This window comes from Chroococcus sp. FPU101 (genome assembly GCF_017312365.1).
Taxonomy (GTDB): domain Bacteria; phylum Cyanobacteriota; class Cyanobacteriia; order Cyanobacteriales; family Microcystaceae; genus Chroococcus.
This window is the reverse complement of the sequence record NZ_BLJI01000017.1, coordinates 60,131-80,034: the sequence shown is the minus strand read 5'-3', so window position 1 is coordinate 80,034 and position 19,904 is coordinate 60,131. Positions and strand designations below refer to the sequence as shown.

Annotated in this window: 10 protein-coding genes and 2 pseudogenes; 5 read left to right on the top strand and 7 right to left on the bottom strand. The window is 40.7% G+C overall.

The window, feature by feature from the left end; all coding sequences use genetic code 11:
• Nucleotides 1-20: 20 nt before the first annotated feature.
• Both gmd and CFPU101_RS15295 read left to right on the top strand, forming a co-directional pair.
• Nucleotides 21-1,103 carry a GDP-mannose 4,6-dehydratase gene (gene gmd, locus CFPU101_RS15300; protein WP_206816202.1) on the top strand — a complete coding sequence of 361 codons (1,083 nt, stop codon included), beginning with the start codon at nucleotides 21-23 and terminating at the stop codon, nucleotides 1,101-1,103.
• A gap of 41 nt (nucleotides 1,104-1,144) precedes the next feature.
• Nucleotides 1,145-2,083: a GDP-L-fucose synthase gene (locus CFPU101_RS15295; RefSeq protein ID WP_206816201.1), complete on the top strand. Its 939-nt coding sequence runs from the start codon at nucleotides 1,145-1,147 to the stop codon at nucleotides 2,081-2,083.
• 160 nt (nucleotides 2,084-2,243) lie between these two features.
• Here the strand turns inward: CFPU101_RS15295 and CFPU101_RS15290 are convergent.
• Nucleotides 2,244-2,734, bottom strand: a pseudogene (locus tag CFPU101_RS15290) (RNA-guided endonuclease InsQ/TnpB family protein); the annotation flags it as partial.
• 246 nt (nucleotides 2,735-2,980) lie between these two features.
• Here CFPU101_RS15290 and CFPU101_RS15285 point away from each other — a divergent pair.
• The 3 genes from CFPU101_RS15285 (at nucleotide 2,981) to CFPU101_RS15275 (ending at nucleotide 6,986) form a co-directional block, all read left to right on the top strand.
• Complete coding sequence (locus CFPU101_RS15285; protein ID WP_206816200.1) at nucleotides 2,981-3,928, top strand: S-layer homology domain-containing protein; 948 nt, start codon at nucleotides 2,981-2,983, stop codon at nucleotides 3,926-3,928.
• An 18-nt stretch (nucleotides 3,929-3,946) separates the two neighbouring features.
• The gene (locus CFPU101_RS15280) at nucleotides 3,947-5,650 is read left to right on the top strand and encodes a mechanosensitive ion channel (protein ID WP_206816199.1); all 1,704 of its coding nucleotides are present in this window, start codon (nucleotides 3,947-3,949) and stop codon (nucleotides 5,648-5,650) included.
• A gap of 85 nt (nucleotides 5,651-5,735) precedes the next feature.
• Nucleotides 5,736-6,986: a sodium:proton antiporter gene (locus CFPU101_RS15275; protein WP_206816198.1), complete on the top strand. Its 1,251-nt coding sequence runs from the start codon at nucleotides 5,736-5,738 to the stop codon at nucleotides 6,984-6,986.
• 73 nt (nucleotides 6,987-7,059) lie between these two features.
• Here CFPU101_RS15275 and CFPU101_RS15270 read toward each other — a convergent pair whose 3' ends face one another.
• The 6 genes and pseudogenes from CFPU101_RS15270 to CFPU101_RS15245 all read right to left on the bottom strand — a co-directional run bounded on the left by CFPU101_RS15270 (nucleotide 7,060) and on the right by CFPU101_RS15245 (nucleotide 19,871).
• Complete coding sequence (locus CFPU101_RS15270; protein WP_206816197.1) at nucleotides 7,060-9,306, bottom strand: amylo-alpha-1,6-glucosidase; 2,247 nt, start codon at nucleotides 9,304-9,306, stop codon at nucleotides 7,060-7,062.
• A 96-nt stretch (nucleotides 9,307-9,402) separates the two neighbouring features.
• On the bottom strand, nucleotides 9,403-10,725 hold the full coding sequence (locus CFPU101_RS15265; protein ID WP_206816196.1) for a glycosyltransferase: 1,323 nt from the start codon (nucleotides 10,723-10,725) through the stop codon (nucleotides 9,403-9,405).
• 42 nt (nucleotides 10,726-10,767) lie between these two features.
• Nucleotides 10,768-11,838 (bottom strand): glycosyltransferase family 4 protein, encoded by a 1,071-nt coding sequence (locus CFPU101_RS15260; protein WP_206816195.1) that lies wholly within the window; start codon nucleotides 11,836-11,838, stop codon nucleotides 10,768-10,770.
• A gap of 439 nt (nucleotides 11,839-12,277) precedes the next feature.
• Nucleotides 12,278-14,805: pseudogene (locus CFPU101_RS15255) on the bottom strand (glycogen/starch/alpha-glucan phosphorylase).
• A 156-nt stretch (nucleotides 14,806-14,961) separates the two neighbouring features.
• A complete protein-coding gene (locus tag CFPU101_RS15250) occupies nucleotides 14,962-18,474 on the bottom strand; it encodes an AAA-like domain-containing protein (RefSeq protein WP_206816194.1) in 3,513 nt (1,170 codons plus the stop codon).
• Entirely contained in the window at nucleotides 18,471-19,871 is a 1,401-nt protein-coding gene (locus CFPU101_RS15245) for an AAA-like domain-containing protein (RefSeq protein WP_206816193.1), read from the bottom strand. Before CFPU101_RS15245 ends, CFPU101_RS15250 begins: the two co-directional genes overlap by 4 nt.
• Nucleotides 19,872-19,904 lie beyond the last annotated feature (33 nt).

Genomic DNA, 19,904 nt, shown 5'->3' with positions numbered 1-19,904 from the left:
TCAACGTAGGTTTTTAGATCATGAGCCAAACCAAACGAGCGTTAATTACAGGTATCACGGGACAAGACGGTTCTTATATTAGTGAATTATTAATCGAAAAAGGTTACGAAGTTCATGGCATTATTCGCCGTACCTCTACTTTTAATACTGATCGCATCGATCATTTATACATAGATCCTCACAATGCAGAAGCCAAGTTATTTTTACACTATGGCGATCTAACCGATGGAACAACCCTACGTCGCATTCTAGAGGAAGTGAAACCCGTTGAAATCTATAACCTAGGGGCGCAATCTCATGTACGGGTTAGCTTTGATTCTCCAGAATACACCGCAGATACAGTAGGGATGGGTGTCTTACGTCTTCTAGAAGCCATTCGAGATTATCAACAACGGACGGGTATTGAAGTTCGTTTCTATCAAGCAGGTTCTTCTGAAATGTTTGGGAAAGTCCAAGAAGTTCCTCAAAAAGAAACGACACCGTTCTACCCCCGTAGCCCTTACGCTTGTGCTAAAGTTTATGGTCACTGGCAAACGGTTAACTATCGTGAATCCTATGATCTGTTTGCTTGTAATGGCATCCTGTTTAACCATGAATCCCCCCGTCGTGGTGAAACATTTGTCACCCGTAAGATCACAAGAGCGATCGCTAGAATTGTTGCAGGACAACAAAAAAAGCTCTACATGGGTAATCTCGATTCAAAAAGGGACTGGGGTTATGCTAAAGACTATGTACGCGCCATGTGGCTGATGCTACAACAAGACCAACCCGATGATTATGTAGTTGCTACGGGAGAAACCTATTCAGTTAAAGAATTTCTCGATATTTCATTTGGCTATGTAAATTTAAATTGGCAAGACTACATTGAATTCGATGAACGTTATATTCGTCCTGCTGAAGTTGATTTACTGATCGGTGATCCGACGAAAGCTAAACAAAAATTAGGTTGGGAACCATCCGTTACTTTTGAAGAACTGGTTCACCTCATGGTTGATGCAGATCTAGCCGCAGTAGGTATTAAACCCGCTAACGGTAAGATGAGTGATCAACTGCTCAAAGATACGGCTTATATTCGCAGTCGAATGAGCCTCGCTGTAGATTAAAGTTAAAGCTAACAGGTTAACGGCTATAGGCTGATCAAATCATGCTTAATTTAAGTGAAAAGAAAATTGTGGTCACCGGAGGGGCGGGCTTTTTAGGTCGTCAAGTCGTTGACCAACTCTCATTAGCGGGGGCTGATCTTAATAAAATTACGATTCCGCGTTCTCGTGAATGTGATCTACGTTCATTGGAAAACTGCCAAAGACTCGCTGATCAACAAGATATCATTATCCATCTAGCGGCTCATGTGGGCGGAATCGGACTGAATCGAGAAAAACCCGCCGAACTTTTTTACGATAACCTGATGATGGGAACACAATTGATCCATGCCGCCCATCTTTCAGGTGTTGAAAAGTTTGTCTGTGTTGGAACGATTTGTGCTTATCCTAAATTTACGCCCGTTCCTTTTAAAGAAGATGATCTTTGGGAAGGCTATCCCGAAGAAACTAACGCCCCCTATGGCATTGCTAAAAAAGCTCTCTTAGTCCAACTCCAATCCTATCGCCAGCAGTACGGATTTAATGGAATTTATCTTTTACCCGTTAATTTATATGGGCCTGAAGATAACTTTGATCCCCGTAGTTCTCACGTGATCCCTGCGCTAATTCGCAAAGTCTATGAAGCTCAAGAAAAAGGTGAAAAATCTCTCTTGGTTTGGGGAGATGGTAGCCCGACTCGTGAGTTTCTCTATTCGACGGATGCAGCGCGAGGTATTGTAATGGCGACTCAATCTTATAATGAGTCAGAACCCGTTAACTTGGGGACAAACTACGAAATAAGAATTAAGGATTTAGTCGAACTGATTTGCGAACTGATGGAGTTTGAGGGCGAAATTATTTGGCAAACCGATCAACCAAATGGTCAACCCCGTCGCTGTTTAGATACGACTCGTGCTAAAGAAAAGTTTGGTTTTGTTGCTCAGATAAGTTTTAGAGATGGCTTAAAAAATACGATCGATTGGTATCGTCAACATCCTCAATAGCCATCATCTCTATTGAGTTTTTAAAGTCAGCCCCTCTACTGCCTGCGGCTGACTCTTTTTTCCACGAGTCAAATTCTGATCCGCTTATAAAGAAAGCGAATTTTTTTGGCCAAAAGCTTCATCAAGCGCGTCATACCAATTTGACACTTCCCACCCTTGCTCAGGACGAGGAATCTTGGTTCATCGAGCCTGCTTGCTTTAGCAGAATTCCTTCAACTAAAGTAGAGGCATTTTCTCCCCAAGCGTTTCGGTCTTCTGACCAACTTCCGATAGGCCCGCATCGCCCGCTTTTTTGAGTATGTTTAAAGCCGCCCTTTTATCTCTATCTTCACAATATCTACACTCACAAATATGAGTCCTAAGTGATAGAAATTTTTTAATTATTTGGCCACAATTAAAACAATCCTGACTGGTATATTGAGGAGGCACAGCAATAGTTAGCCTACCATACTTAACTCCAAAATACTCAATTTATTTTCTTAACTGTGACCAAGCAACATCATTAATACTCTTAGCTAGTTTGGAGTTACGCACAAGGTTTTTGACCTTTAAATCTTGATAGGCTACTAAGTCGTTTGACTGTATTATGCGGAGTGCTTTTTCTTTAGCGAACTCTTCTCGCTGCCTACTTACTTTTAAATGTCCCTTGCTTGATCTTGATGGGGCTTGCCCATAAGCCTTGTACTCATGAATGAACATGATTTTGCGTAGACGACCAGCTACATCAAATAGCTTAAGACAAAGTCGCCGTTAGTGCCGAGGATATTTTACCCGATTTTTCGGTAAATCTTTCTTTCGGATGCTATAACAATCCATCTTTAGAGAAATTGTTAAAAAATGAATCCTCATCATATGTTGTAGTTAGAATTTTGGCAACACTGTGCTTAAAGGATGATCATGAATTTACCGCCCCCTAATCCACCTCCTAATCGACGAGACTCTCTTAAATTTGATGATTTTATCGGAATTCTCGTGGCATTTACTAGCATTGGCACGATTTTGTGGTGGTCGTTTAGTCAGTTAGAGCGAGGGTTTGATTCATCTCTACTACCATCCTTAGTACCCTCGCCATCACAGACTGCTACGCCAGATATTTTGCAAAGAAATTCAGAGCGCACTGAGACACGGACAGAAATTCTTCCAACTCAAAAAGGGCAGCCATCGACAACCGTTTTACCTCAAACCATTCCATCACCGACAACCTCAGTGATACCTGTTCCGCTTCCACCTCCCAAAACAACTGAAGTCGTCAAGTCGTCGGGCTTTTCTGATGTTCCGTCGAATTATTGGGCTAGTCCATTTATTGCCGCGATGGTTGAGCGCGGTATTATGCAAGGGTTTCCAGATAATACCTTTCGACCCGAAGAACCTGTGACACGTGTCGAATTTGCTGATATGTTGCAACGAGCTTTTAATCGCTCAAAAACTCGCTCAACGGTAGATTTTAAAGATGTACCGAGTGGGGATAACACAACACCTGCTATTGATCAAGCAGTGCAGATGGAATTTATGAAAGGATATCCTGGTCAAGTTTTCCGACCCGATCAGCCGATTTCTAAAGCAGAGTCATTGGTGGCTTTAGCCAACGGTCTAAAACTGACTAACACGTCCACTTTTGAACAAGTTAACAGCATTTATCAAGATGCTGAACAAATTCCACGCTATGCTATGGATGAAGTCGCAGCAGCGACAACCGCAGGTATCGTCGTCAATCATCCCGAGTCGAGAATTCTTGCACCACAACAAATCATTACACGAGCCGAGGCCGCCGCTTTAGTTTATCAAGCTTTAGTCAAAGCTGGTCAAGCCGAGAAAATCGACTCGCCTTATCTCGTACAACCCTAAAAAACTTATTTAATGATCATGAACTACACTCTCATTAGCAATTTATGGCTTCAGCCACTTGTTTTACAAGATTTCTTAGCGCAAACATCCGCCCCGACTACTACTACTACTGAATCCAACCCCGCTTTATCTCCGATTACTCAATTTTTGGCAGCACTGGGGTTAGGGAGTTTAGGAGGAACCCTTTTAAATCTGATCGGAGCGATTATCATCTTTGTTCTCGGTTGGATTATTGCTTCAATCGTTAAAGGAATCGTTAAAAACCTACTCAAGCGGACTGATATAGATAATCGTCTAGCCAGTTCCGTCAGTGGAGGAAGAGCGGGATCACAGCCGCAAATTGAGGATTTGCTCGGTTCGGTGGTCTTTTGGATACTGTTTATCCTAGCGGTGGTAGCTTCTCTCAATGTTCTCCAACTGACGACCGTTGCCGCTCCGCTCAATAGTTTCCTAAATCAAATTTTTGCCTTTTTACCCCGACTGGGTTCAGCAGCTTTATTAGTTGGGTTGGCTTGGGTTTTAGCGACATTAGCCAAAGCAGTAGTCATTCGTTCAGCCCGCTCGTTTTCTCTTGATGAGCGACTCGCCGATCATACCCCGACTGATAATCGCTTAGTTTTGAGCGAAACGCTAGGAAATGCTCTATATTGGTTTGTTTTTCTCTTTTTCTTACCTCTAATTCTAGGTGTTCTGGATTTACAAGGCCCACTTCAACCCGTCCAAAACTTACTCAATGATATTTTGGCCGCTTTACCCAGAATTCTAAAAGCGGTTGTCATTGGTGCAATTGGTTGGTTAATTGCTCGTATCGTACGGGGCATTGTCACCAATCTTTTATCAGCGACAGGTGTGGATCGTATTGGTGCTAAATTTGGTCTCAGAGGCACAACAGGGGGTCAATCCCTTTCTTGGTTACTGGGTACGATCGTCTATGTTCTGATTCTGATTCCGACGGCGATCGCGGCTCTGGATGCCCTACAGATTGAGGCAATTTCTGCACCCGCTATTGAAATGCTCAATCAGATTCTCCGTGCTATTCCGCAAATTTTCACGGCTATTCTAATTCTGGCGATTGCTTATGTAGTGGGTCGTTTTATTGGTGAGTTAGTGACGAGCATTTTAACCAGTATTGGATTTAATAATATCTTCAACTGGTTAGGCTTTCCCACGACTACTGTAACAACACGACGCGCACCTTATCCCGATCCGATCCCACTGGAAAATGATCCCAGTCCAGTCCCCAGAACTGATACGGTACAAGTTACACAACGCACCCCATCAGAGATCATCGGAATTGTGGTCGTCGTTGGTGTGATGTTATTTGCGACGGTAGCAGCAACCAATATTCTAAATATTCCAGCATTAACGGCACTGGTTAGCGGTTTATTAATCGTTTTTGGTCGAATTTTGTCTGGTTTAGTGGTATTTGCTGTTGGTCTTTATTTAGCTAATCTGGCTTTTAGCTTAATTACTAGCTCAGGAAGTCCTCAAGCACGAATTTTAGGACAAACGGCGCGAATTGCCATTATTGCCCTTGTATCGGCGATGGCACTGCAACAGATGGGAATTGCTAGTAGCATTGTCAACTTAGCCTTTGGTTTATTATTAGGTGCGATCGCTGTAGCCATTGCTCTCGCTTTTGGTTTGGGAGGACGAGAAGTAGCGGGAAATCAGCTACAAGAATGGCTCTCAAGCTTCAAAAATAATCGCCCACCTCAATAAACATCTATCGAAGGGGGTTTTTACTTCTTTCTTGACTTCTAGTAGATTAGGGTACAAATGGTTATTTTGGGTAACTTGAGATTCTGTGGACAACTACATTCTGATTTTATTGGTCGTCGGATCGCTTCTGTTGTTTGTTACCCTGGGTTCGGGTTGGATTTCTCGTTTACCTTTGTCTTATGCCCTAATCTACTTAATTATCGGAATTATTCTTGGCCCCTACGGCATTCAATTAATTAAAATTCGACCAGATGCAGACTTTTTAGAGCGATTAACTGAGTTTGTGGTGATTGTTTCTCTCTTTAGCTGCGGTTTAAAGATGAATCGGCCTTTAAATACCCTCGCTTGGAATTCAACAATACGATTGATTGGGTTTTTAATGCCGATTTCGATTTTTGGGCTGGCTTTGTTTGAGCAATGGATACTTGGAGTGGATTTTGGAACTGCTTTGTTGCTAGGGGCGATTCTAGCGCCGACCGATCCTGTACTCGCTTCAGAAGTACAGATTAAAGATCCTGAAGATGGGGATGAATTACGATTTGGTTTGACTTCTGAAGGGGGGTTAAACGATGCTCTCGCCTTTCCTTTTGTCTATTTTGGATTATATTGGCTCAAAGATGAAAATTGGCAGAATTGGTTTAAAAATTGGGTTGCAGTCGATCTGATTTGGGCTTCCTTTGCGGGTATTGTGATGGGTTATTTAGTCGCAAAAGTTGTTGTTTGGCTCGATCAAAGGCTACAACAATCGAATATTGATTTAATGGATGAACTGATGGAAGATTTCATCGCTTTAAGTATTATTCTTTTGACCTACTCTTTAACAGAATTAGTCAATGGTTATGGATTTTTAGCAGTTTTTGTGGCTGGTATAGTGACACAGGGCAGCTACCGTGATCCTGAAAAACCTTATGCTCAACTCGAATTTATTGAACGTTTTGAAAAGTTATTAGAAATTGGTACAATATTACTACTCGGTGCTTTACTCCGCTTTGAACCGATTTTATTTTATTTGCCACAATCTTTGATGATTGCTGGATTATTATTTTTCGTGATTCGTCCCTTGGGAAGTTGGATTAGTACGATCGGGGATCGCTTTGTGATCCGACGTTGGTTATTCGGATGGTTTGGCATTAGAGGGGTTGGCTCTTTGTACTATTTGTTTTATGCTTTTGGCAAGGGTTTAAAGGGTGAATTGGGAGAACAGATCGCTTGGATTACCTTGACGGTGATCGCGCTTTCTGTGATCATACACGGTATCACTACAACGCCTATTATGAACTGGTATGAAAGACAGATCGAGAAAAGACAAAGAAAAGTTCAGTCTGTAAAATTGTGAAGCTATTTTTTTAATGAAGAAATGTAGAGACGCAATAGATCGCGTCTTTACAAAAATCTTCACCAACTCAATTTTAAGCTTCAATAATAACCCGTAAATTTCCGCGTTTTTTGCTCACACGACAAGCGGTTGTTCCGTTAGAACGCTCAAACTCTAGATCAAGTAGCGTTTTACCGACTCGCAAATTCTGTATCGATAGCCAATGAATCGAAGGTAAAAGCGTCGGATCGATGACTCGTAAATAGTTACCTGGTGCATCGGGAACTAAATTTAACATCATTAAAATCAGTTGAAATACTGTTCCACTTGCCCAAGCTTGCGGTGAACAAGCGACAGGATATTGAATAGGCGAATTAGAGTCCATCCGTTCATAGCCACAGAATAACTCTGGAGGACGATGATAGGGTTGAGCAACCGTCATATCAAAGATGCCTTGAGCAATTTCGAGGGCTTGATCAATAAAACCAAGCGATCGCAATCCCGACGCGATCATCCCATTATCATGAGGCCAAACTGATCCTATATGATAACCCATTGGATTGTAGCTTGGGTTATAACTGCTTAGGGTACGAATTCCCCATCCACTGAACATATCAGGGGCTTGCAAACGTTCGGCAACACTGGCGGCTTTTTCGATATCAACAATACCTGTACTTAAACAATGACCAGGGTTAGAAGTTACACTATCAACGGGTTTACCTTGTCCATCTAAGGCTAAAGCTAAATAACCTTGCTCGAGTAACCAAAAATCATGATTAAAGCGAGTTTTCAGTTCTCTTGCTTCTTTTTGTAAGCGTTCTGCTAAATCATATAATTTTTTACGGTAGGCGATTTCAGCTAAACGAATTTTAGCTGCATAGACATATCCTTGAACCTCAGCTAATGCGATCGCCCCTTCAGCTATTTTTCCTTTGCGATCTACGATACAATTTCCTGAGTCTTTCCAGCCTTGATTAACTAAACCTCTTTGGGAACGGCAAGAATAACAAAGATAACCTGTTTCTTTCAGGCGACGATCGCACCAGTCCATCGCTGCTAATGCGTTCTCCCACAAAGCATCTAAAGTATGTTCGTCTGCTGTCCATGCGAAATACTCAGCATACAGCATGATCCACAATGGAGTTGCATCAATGGTTCCATAATAAGGAGTGTGGGGAATTTCCTGACATCTGGCCATTTCACCATAACGAATTTCATGCAGGATTTTACCTGGTTCTTCATCACGCCAGTCATTATCCGTTGTTCCCTGATATTGTGCTAGAAGATAAAGGGTATCGCGTGCTAATGTGGGATCTAAACTCAGGGTTTGCGAGGAAGCAATGATCGAATCTCGCCCAAATAGAGTAGAGAACCAAGGAACACCCGCCGCTAGAACATGACGACCTTCAATTGTTTGTCTAAGTAGATAAATATCTTGTTCTGCTTGTTGAATAATTTCATTAATCGCTTTATTATCGGTTTTAATTTTAGTCGCCTGTTCTGTCCAGTTATGAGCCTCCATTAATTCGGAGGCTTTAGCTTGTTTTAAGGTAATGGAGTCATCTAATGTTGATGCCGATTTATTATCATTAAAAAACTGAATATGATAGCATAATATTTTTTGTTCTCTTGCTTCTAATTGAATTTTCCAAATAGCTGTATTTCCTTGAATTTGGTCAGGTAAATAATTACTAAATCGGATTCGGGATTCGGCAATCATTCCATCTAATGCTTGATAAGCTAAAATAATTTCGGGTTTGATATGATAGCTACTTCCTAAAGAATATTCTAAAAAATGAAGCTTCTGCCCTCTTTTTTCTCTGGCATAACCTCGAACATCAAAAATATCTAAAAAATCAGCATCAAAAGTTAAACTAATTGTAAATTCAACGGTAGATGTATTATAATTTGTAATCGTAATTTCTTCAAATAAACCACCTTCGATGACAATTTCTCTCTCAATCCCAATCGTTTCTGGAAGAATTGATTCATCAGAATTAGTGTCATTTAACTGGGGATTAGCCGCTAAAACACTTAAAGCAAATCCTTTTTTAGCGGTACTACTGAGTAAAACGGGAGCTTGTCTATTAATTTGTAAATCTAATCGATTAAGATAGCGTGTATCTTTACAAAAGGCACCCATACTATTAACCATTCCATTTGTTGAACAGTTAGAACTGGCTACATTGCCTAAGGTATCGGTAATTAAAAAGATGTCATCATTTTTCAGAGTTAGAGTAGGGATCGGGTGTTCATTATCGATCGCACAAGACCATTCTTCGGCGGAATAAAATTCGGACTGAACAAATTTTCGTCCTTCAAACTCGATAATTTCTGTCATAGAAGCACTGAGATAAAACAAAATAAAGGTTAAAGGGTAAGGGAGCAAAAGTTAACTTTTTAATCCATTACCCTAAACAACAAATCAAGATATTGATTAAACTGCTACTCGTTTAACTTCTTCCCCGACTGGAGTCCATAAAGGAGAGGTTTGTGGGGGGTTCCAAGGTTGCTCGTGCATAATGGTTCGAGCCAAAGTATAACGATAAAGATGACTTAATTTGATGGCGACACTGTTCCAAGTAAATCGTTGATTGACACTTGCTGATGCTTGTTTTCTGAGTTTCTTCGCCCAGACTTCATCTTGTATAACCCGATGAATCGCTCCCGCAAAAGCATCAACATCTCTAGGTGGCACAAGTAAACCTGTTTCTTCTGGAAGGACAGTAAAGCGTAATCCTCCAACATTAGAAGCAATTACAGGTGTTCCACAGGCCATCGCTTCAATTGCTACTAAGCCAAAAGGTTCATAGTGGCTAGGTACGACACAGACATCAGCAGCACTGTAATACAATGGTAGCAAATCGTGTCCCACCTGACCTGTAAATACAGTAATCTCGTCTAACCCTAGATCTTGTACGATTTGTTCGATTCGTTGTCTTTCTTGTCCATCAATGCGATCAGTGAGACTACCTCCCACAATCACTAATTTTAGTTTGTCACAACCTTGATTTTTCAAAGAAGCACAGGCTTGAACGAGCGTTTCAATCCCTTTACGGGGGTCAAAGCGTCCGACATAAAGAACGATTTTCTCTTGAGGAAACCAACCGAGTTTTTCTCTAGCACTGACTTTCGGGATCGCACAAAAGTTACTGGTATCTGTACCACAGGGAATAACTTCAATTTGTCCTTTTGATGAAACCCGTGTTTTAAGGATTTCTTTTTCTTGAGGACTGGTAGCAACCACACAGCTTGAACGTTCTAGGATGGCTTTTTCGGTCGCCAGACGAGTGTGAGCAATTTTTGGTTTGGTAACTGAATCATATTTCACGACTCCTAATGAATGGTAAGTATGAATCAGTTGAATCCCTGTTTTTTGTTGTAATTGTAAGCCGATCCACGCGGATAGCCAATAGTTGGTATGTATTAAAGGATAAGAATAAGCTTGCTGAGTCTGGAAATCACAAAATGATTTAACAAACTCTGGCATATGATCAAAAAGACGATCTCTGGGAATAAAGGTTTCTGGCCCTGCTTTTAGGCGAATTGTGCGACAATATGGAGAATGTTGAACAATAGTTGGATCTTCTGGATTTGCTTTGCGGGTGAACATATCTACTTGCCATCCCAAAGCAGCCAGATTTTCTCCCACTTGACGAACATAGACATTTTGACCCCCTGCTTCTTCAGTGCCGACGACTGCGGCTGGATCGGCATGATCGGAGAGTAGAGCGATCGCTTGACGTTTCGTGTTAATCATAAGGCACCTCATCCTTAAGCTGGAAAAGAAATAATAAAAAAGTTATACGAGTATCGCTGAACGAGCATGACCATTTTTTGCATATTTTTCGGCTAAAATCTGGCGATAAACCGCTTCATAACCATCAGCCATCCGTTTAGCACTAAAATTTTCTAAAACATAATCCCGACAGTCTTGACGATTTAATTCTGATATTCGCTTAACTGCGGCAACACATTCATCGACCGAATTGCAGATATAACCACTCTTCCCGTGTGACATTACTTCAGGAACAGAACCTAAATTCATAGCAATAACAGGTGTTCCCACAATCATTGATTCAATCATGACTAAACCAAAAGGTTCGCGCCAAGTAATAGGAAACAAAGTTGCAATGGCACCACCTAGGAGAGGACTTTTATCTTGGTGTGTTGCTTCTCCTAAATATTGAATTTGCTTGCCGTCAATATGAGGTTTGACTTGAGTTGCGAAGAATTCTTGATCGACTGGATCGACTTTACCTGCCATTTTCAACGGTAAACCTGTCCGTTTAGCAATTTCGATGGCTAAATGGGGGCCTTTTTCGGATGACATTCGGCCTAAAAAAGCCAGATAAGGCGGGTTATCTGGTTGAGGATGATAGGTATAGCGATTAGGATCGATTCCGTTATAAACTGTTGCCACACAGTTTAGATTTAGTCTTTGATCACGCTGTGCATCTGAAATACTGACAAAAGGTTGTTTTCTTGCATGGATGAACAGCTTTTCATTATCGGGGGTGAAAATGCCATGTAAGGTATGTACCGTCGGCGTTTTGACTAAATTGCAATAGGGTAAGGCGGCACATCCGACATGAGAATGAATGATATCAAATTGATCGGCTTGTTCATAAACGCGACCAAGATTCAGCATTTCATAAATTCCATATTCTTTGATGCGTGAATCAAGGCGTAAGGCTTTATCGTGAACAGATTCAAGCTTAGCAAGAGTGACGGAATCACCTGATGCAAATAGGGTTACATCATGTCCTTTTCTGACTAATTCATCAGTTAGTAGACCAACGACTAACTCAGTTCCGCCATAAGCTGGGGGGGGAACACGTTCCCACAGGGGGGCAATTTGAGCGATCCTCATGCTAATTCTCCTTGTTTTTAAATTTTGAGTTCAAGTGTACTTTAGTAATTTGGTATATCTTTTGATACAATTTAGTTTTTTTAAAAAAAATTAATCAAGTAGGGATAACCGAACTTTGGTAGCTACAACGTTGACAAAATCAGTATTTTAGTAACTAAAAAATAGATTTTTAAGCTTTAAAATTATTCTGTATAAGAATTCTTACTTAGACTACCTATGAGTTTAATCGGATGTATTGATGCAATGAATCTCTCTATCGGTGCAAAATCACGGTTGCAGTGGGCTGAGTTTTTTAATTCTCTAGGTATACGATATCCAAATCAGGTATACCATTTGTTAGGCATTTGTAGAGACGAACTATGATAGGTACGTCTCTACTCCAATTAAGGGGGAAAAGGGCAACCATGACCCTTTAATTTTTGACTGAATGAATACGAAACTACTTGTCTAGTTCGATTTTGACTGGGCTAACTTTCCAAATCTCATTACAATATTCCCGAATGGTTCGATCGCTAGAGAATTTACCCATCCGAGTTGAATTGAGAATTGACATTCTTGTCCAATTTTCTTGATCTTTATAGGCTTGGCTGACTTTTTCCTGACAGTCAATGTAAGATTGAAAATCAGCTAATAGCATATAAGGATCACTACTCAGCAATGAGTCAATAATTGGCTTGAATAATTCGGGATCACCATAACTGAAATAACCGCTTTTAATGCGATCAATTACTCCTTTTAATTCTCGATTACGAGTGTAGTAATCCATCGGGTTATAACCGTCTGCTTTCATCGCATAAACTTCTTCTGCTGTCAAGCCAAATAAGAAAAAGTTTTCGGCTCCCGCTTCTTCTCGGATTTCGATATTAGCACCATCTAGTGTACCGATCGTCAACGCTCCATTCATCGCAAACTTCATATTTCCAGTACCAGACGCTTCTTTACCTGCGGTAGAGACTTGTTCTGATAAATCGGCAGCAGGATAAATCTTTTGACCGAGGGAAACATTAAAATTAGGCAAAAAGACAACTTTCAGACGACCTCTAACATCAGGATCTTTGTTCACAATATCCCCAACTGAATTGACCAATTTAATAATCAATTTGGCCATAAAGTAGCCTGGTGCCGCTTTCCCGCCAAAAATAAAGGTTTTTGGGGTAATCTCGATATCTGGATTTTGTTTGATTCGGTTATACAAAGCAATAATGTGTAAAACCGCTAGATGTTGGCGTTTATATTCATGTATCCGTTTGACCTGAACATCAAAAATTGAATTAACATCAACTTCAAGATTACGGTTTTTTAGAATATAATCGGCTAGATGCTGTTTGTTTTCTTGTTTAATATTGCGCCAACGAGTACAAAATTCAGGATCATCGATATAGGCTTCTAGTTTTCTCATTTCATCAAGATCTTTGAGCCAATAATCACCGATTTTTTCCGTAATTAATTGAGCGAGTTTGGGGTTACTCAGTAAGATCCAGCGTCGCGGGGTCACACCGTTGGTTTTGTTGAAGAATTTTTTCGGCCACAGTAGCGCGAATTCTCTGAGGGTATCCTTTTTCAAAAGTTCGGTATGGAGTGCGGCAACACCGTTAATGGAATGGCTACCGACACAGGCTAAATTAGCCATGCGAATTTGCTTTTCTTCTTTAATTTCTTCAATGATCGAAAGTTTAGCAACTAATTCATCTTGATCGGGGAACCAAATACGGACATCTTCTAAGAAATGATGGTTAATTAGATAGATGATTTCGAGATGTCGGGGTAGAAGTTTGCCAAATAAACTAGCAGGCCAACGTTCTAAGGCTTCTGGCATTAGGGTATGGTTGGTATAAGCAAAGGTTTTTTGGGTAATTGTCCAAGCTTTTTCCCACGTTAAGCTATTTTCATCGACGAGTAGACGCATTAATTCAGCGATCGCAACTGCGGGATGAGTGTCATTAAGCTGAATGGAAAATCGTTCGTAGAAATTATCTAAACTCTTATGGGTTTTCAGGTGTAGACGGATTAAATCTTGTAGAGAAGCAGAAACAAAGAAATATTGTTGAGCTAATCGTAATTCACGTCCTGCGGGGGTATTATCATTCGGATAGAGAACTTTTGAAATGGTCTCAGCATCCATTTTTTCGGCGACCGCTTGATCATACTGTCCTGAGTTAAAAGCATCAAAGTTAAACGCTTCAGATGCTTCTGCTTTCCACAGACGAAGCGGGTTAACAGTATTGGTCTTATAACCAGGAACAGGTGTATCATGAGGAATGGCTAAAACGGTTCGTTCGGGAACCCAGTTTACTTTTGTATTTCCCTTATCATCATGATAGAGTTCGGTAAAACCACCGAGTTTAATTTCTACTGTTTCATCGGGGCGGGGTAATTCCCAAGGGTTGCCAAAACGTAACCAGTTATCGGGAATTTCTGCTTGCCAACCGTTTTTAAGCATTTGATGGAAAATGCCGAATTCATAGCGAATACCATAGCCGATCGCAGGAATTTCTAAACTAGCCAAAGAGTCAAGAAAACAAGCCGCTAAACGCCCTAAACCGCCATTACCTAGACCTGGATCGGGTTCTTGCTCTAAAATTTCATCAAAATCTAAGTCTAATGCTTCAATGACTTGGCGCACTTCGTCATAAATTCCCAAGTTAACTAAATTGTTACCCAGATGGCGACCCATAAGGAATTCTGCTGATAGATAGCAAACTAATTTCCCTTGTTCGGTTTTGTAGGTATCGACTGTTTTGAGAAATCGCAAGAGCAGGCGATCACGAATGGTGTAGGTAGAGCAACATAATAATCATATAAAGAAGCATCAGCCCTATTCGTTCCCTGTAAGAAGAAAAGATTATCTAAAAAAGCTTGTTTAAGTGCTTGAGGACTCATTCCTGTGCGATCATCATCTACTTGGATGGTAGGTTCACACGCAGGAGCAAGGCTATTGTCAGTTTCAGATAGATAGATGTTCTCCATGTTTGCTTGTCCTTGAGGCTGATATGCTTAATCCTAAATGATTTGAATCAATATCAAATAGGTTTGTCAGGATAATTTGACACGTTTTTGAGTTGAGGATTCTTATTTTTTAACTTCAAGCGGGCTTTAGAAGTATAGAACTCTTTTGACTAATGCTCAAGGAAAACAAATATTACGCTCGCTTTTTTCGACCGTAGTATTGGTTTTTAAATAGTCTCGTACCCAATTACAGCCAAAATTTATTAGATTAAGATTGAGAATTTGCGGCAAATCCCATAAGATAATCGTCTGATCGTCACTGCTAGAAGCCAATGTTTTTCCATCTTGACTAAAGGCAACACTGGAAACAACAGAGGTATGACCATTTAAAGTAGCTAGAGTTGTTCCATCAACGCGCCAAACTTTAACTGTGTTATCGAGTCCACCGGCTGCGATCAGTTGCCCATCAAGACTAAACGCTAGTCGAGTCAAACCAATGCCACCACCCGTCAACGTTTGTACTAATGTACCATCTGTTCGCCAGATCCGCAATAAATTATCACCCCCCGCAGTTGCGATTAATTGGTTATCGGGACTAAACGCAACGCCAAAAACTTCACTCGCATTTGCATTAAGTATTCGATATGGCTTTGAGGATAAACGTCCTGCATTCCAAGACCAAAGTTTAACCGTACCATCTGTACTCGCAGAAGCAAGCAACTGACCATCGGGACTTATAGCTAGATCCCAAATGCGGGTCTTGTGTGCTAAAAACGATTGCTGAAGTTTAAATTCTCCCTTTTTGTTGCGCTGCCAAAGATTAAGGGTCGGGATCACGCCACCTGTGATAAGCGTTTGTCCATCATTAGTATAGGTTACAGCTAAAACACCTGCTCCTGGGGACTGAAGCAAAGTAGGCTGTTTGGTCACTTCCTTGAGATTCCACAGTCTGACATCAGCACGACTTCCCCCAATGGCTAAGGTTTGACCATCGGGACTAAAAGCCAGACTGAGTAAGCGGGGATCATTGGATGTTAAGGTTTTTTCTAGTGTGCCATCGCGTCGCCATAGTTTAATCTCATTTCCAGAAATCGAGGCGAGGCGTTGACCATCGGGACTAAAAGCAATCTTCCAGATAATTTCGTGATGTCCATAAAGGCTTTTTTTGATGGGTGAATTAACCTGCCACAGTCTAATAGTGTTGTCATCGCTAACTGAGGCTATGGTTTTTCCATCAAGACTAAACGTCAGATCTCGAACCGTACCGCGATGTCCTTGAAACGTTTTCATTAAAGTACCATCAGTATGCCAAAGCTTGATTGTTTTGTCAGAACTGGCTGAGGCTATGATTCTTCCATCAAGACTAAACGCCAAACTTTGTATTTCTGCCGTATGACCTTCTAAGCTTCTTAAAAGAGTTCCATCAGGTCGCCAAAGTCGGATCAGATTATCTGCGTTACCTGATGCTATGATCTTTCCATCAGGGCTAAACACTAATCGCCAAATCGCGGAGTTACTCTCTGGGGCCTTAAATGTCTTAATTAATCTGCCATCTAAATTCCAAAGAAAATATTTTCCGTTGAGTAAAGCTGTCGCGATCGTTTTTCCATCGGGACTAAAGGCGATCGCCCAACTCGCCCTTTCATGCTTTAGCGTTTTAACTAGAGTTCCGTCTAATGTCCAAAGTTTGACGGTATAATCGGCACTACTAGAGGCGATCGTTTTTCCGTCTGGACTAAAGGCAACGCGCCACACAGCCCCTTGATGTCCGTAAAAGCTTTTGATTAAATTTCCGTTAAGATCCCAAAGTCGTACAACTCCGTCAAGCCCTGCGGCAGCAATCAGACGGCTATCTGGGCTAAATTGAATTTGTTGAATCGATGTTTCTTGGGGAATCGTTTTAATTAAAGTTCCATCAGGTTTCCAAAGCTTGATCGTACGATCATAACTAGCAGTAGCGATCGCTTGACTATCGGGACTATAAGCAACACTCACCACTAACCCTTGATGTCCAGAGAAACGATTGATTTCATTGGTTCCGTAAACGGCTTGTTCTAAGACTTGATTTGTTTGTCGGCCTAGATCCGTTTGCTTTGAACCACTCAGAAAACGGAGTTTTTGCAGTTTGTCTTGTGCTTTAATCGCTTGTACGAGAGCATCTAAATGTTGATTAGAATTAAAACTACCATTAGAAGCACTGGTAAGAGCTTGGATCTCGCTTAAGGTTGCTTGTCGATATTGAGTGAAAGCAACTACACCCAGAGCAACTGCGATCAAAAATTTAACCGTCATTCCAGATAGTAACCATTTGACCCGACGTGAGTTCCGCCGTTCAATAGCTAGTCTTTTCTCAATTTCTTTGAGTCGTTCGGTTTCTAGTTTTTGCTGGATTTCTTGACGGTCTAATTCTTGGCTGGCGGCTAAAAATTTGTAGTCTAGATTACTTAAAGTTTTGTGCTGCGTCCATGCTAAAGCCTCTTGTAGTGCAAGACCCCGTAATAAGCGCGACTCATCTTGATATCCTGAAGCCACCCAAGCATTTAATAATGAGGCGTAGGGTCGGAGTTGGTCTAACTGTTGTGTAACCCATTCATGACTAAAAACGCTACGATAAATCGGATTTTTTACGCGAAGATAGCCTTTATACTTTTCTACAATCCCCGATAATAAGAGTTCGGTCTGTTCTGGACTATCATCCGTCGGAACAAGCTGCCCCGTTGCCTCGGCTTGTAAGACCTGTTGATAGAGTCCTAATAAGCGTCCCGAACGTTGTTCATTGGATAAAAGACGGGTGCGAATTGTCCGAAAGTGTTCGGGTTCGTCTTGTGATTCCCAACATTTAATAATATGCGATCGTACTATTTGTTCTACCCAATAGGATTCGGTTCCAGGTGGTAGGTTGATGATTCCCTTTGCAGTTAGTGATGCGGTTTGCCAGACAATTTGACAGAGTTTTTGGGTCAGAAAGGGTTGTCCACCTGTCCAATAAATTAGTTCTCGTAGGACAATCTCGCTTTGATTGACGATTTTTTGTAAACCTTTGAGTAAGGGGGTCGCTTCATGGAATTGAAAGCCATTTAATTCGATTGCAGTACCGATGTTAAAGGGTGTTCGGCGTTTGTCAGAAATGAGATCCGATGGACTGGCTACACCAAATAACGCAAATCCTAAACGTTTAAATTTTGGATTCATCGCCCGTTGATTATAGCAATGTCGAATCCAAGCAAAAAAATCATCGACAGGAAATTTTAAACTCAGCAAACTATCAATTTCATCAATAAAAATGAAAAGGCGATCGCTGATTGATTTGGGTAATAGAATTTCTTCAACAAACTGATGCAATTGCTGAATCGGTGATAATCCAGCTTGCTTTTCCCACCAACTTTTTAAGTTAAAAGTTTGTTGTAGGTTTAATCCATAGAAAAGACTAACAATTACGCCTTTATACCATTGAGCAGAGCTTGTATCTTCACTACCCAATCGTGTTACATCTAAATAAAGACATTGATATCCTTCTTCTTTTAAACGATAGCTGGTTCGTTGTAAAAGTGAAGATTTACCCATCTGACGCGAGTTGAAAATATAACAAAATTCACCCGTGTGAAGTGCCTTATACAGTTTTTCGTCAGCTTGACGGCTGACATATGTCGGATCGTTACTGCGGAGACTACCACCAACTTGATATTTCATGTTAATGATTTTGATTTTTCATCTAGCCCTAAATTTAATAGCAATAGTTGTTTCATGAAATAAGAATGGTAAAGTTCACAACGTAAGCGAATTTGATCGCCATCATAGCAAATCAAGCCTATACTTTCGAGTTTATACGCTTGTATGGAATTGAAATAAAAACTTTGATTTGTGGTTAAAATATCGGTTAATGTATTGACTAGGCTGGCGTGTTTTTGCAGGGTTAGCCAGTGTCGCCACAAATGGTAGCGATAAATACCACCGTCAGTTAATGCCTCTTTAATCAAATCTTTAAGGGTTATTCCTTGGGTATTAATATAGTACAAAGCAATCCGAATCAGGGCTGGATGTCCACCAACTAAAGTCATTAATTGTTCGGTTTGGTTGGTTTTCCAATTTAAACCATGCCGTAGGGCTAATTCGGTGACTTGTTGTGATGTCAATTCCCCAAGATGTAAAGGTAATCCGACATTAAAGGGCGATCGGTTAATATCTAGATTAATATATTCTTCTGTTGAATAAACGACGACTAATCTCAGTTTTTGCCAGTCGGTATCTTGTCGTGCATCTTCATACCATGAACGTAGCAATGAAAAGAAGTCTTGAGCTAGATCAGACTGTTCAAAGATTCGCTCTACTTCATTTAATACTAAAACAATTGGGTTTTCACGGTTTTTAAGAATTTGATGCACCATCAAGCTACAACTTAACTTAGAGCCGATTTCTTCATCCCAATAGTCATCTAGATTCAATTTGAGATCTAATTGATTGGCAATTTGTTTTCCTAAACAACGCAAAAGTTTGTTTAAGTCACTTAAATAAAATAAATCAATCTGATTAAAATTAAAGACGATTGTTTGATATTGTTGATTTCGAGCAAAAGTCAGTAAACGTAATACTAGGGAACTTTTGCCCATTTCTTTAGGGGCGCGAATCCGAATCAGACATCCTGGGTAAACAATTTCCTGATATGCTAATTCTTCAATGGGCGGTCGTTCGATATACAATGGTGAATCTAACGGAACTGGCCCATCTGGATAAGCATCAAGATAAGTCGATTTTGTAGACTCATGACTTAATGAATTTTGTTCTACTTCTTTTGATAGATGTGATTCTCTAAAAATTGTGTAGTCTTCATCGGATAATTCGAGGTTAAAGGCACTAAAACAAAGTTTTAAGGTTTTTTGATCGACTTTTGTATGCAGCGACCATAAGCGGCTTAGTGTACGTGTTGAAACGTTAATGCGATCGCCGAGTTGTTCCAATGTCCAGCGTTCCCCTTTATTTTCTGCTAATTCCATAGCTTGAATCGCTGTCTGTAAACGTTTTAGTCCCACTGTCGTTAGCACAACGCCACGCTTACGGCTATTTTTGAATGATGTGATGCTTTTGGTCATCTTTTAACAATTTTTATATTTTTCTTAACGTTA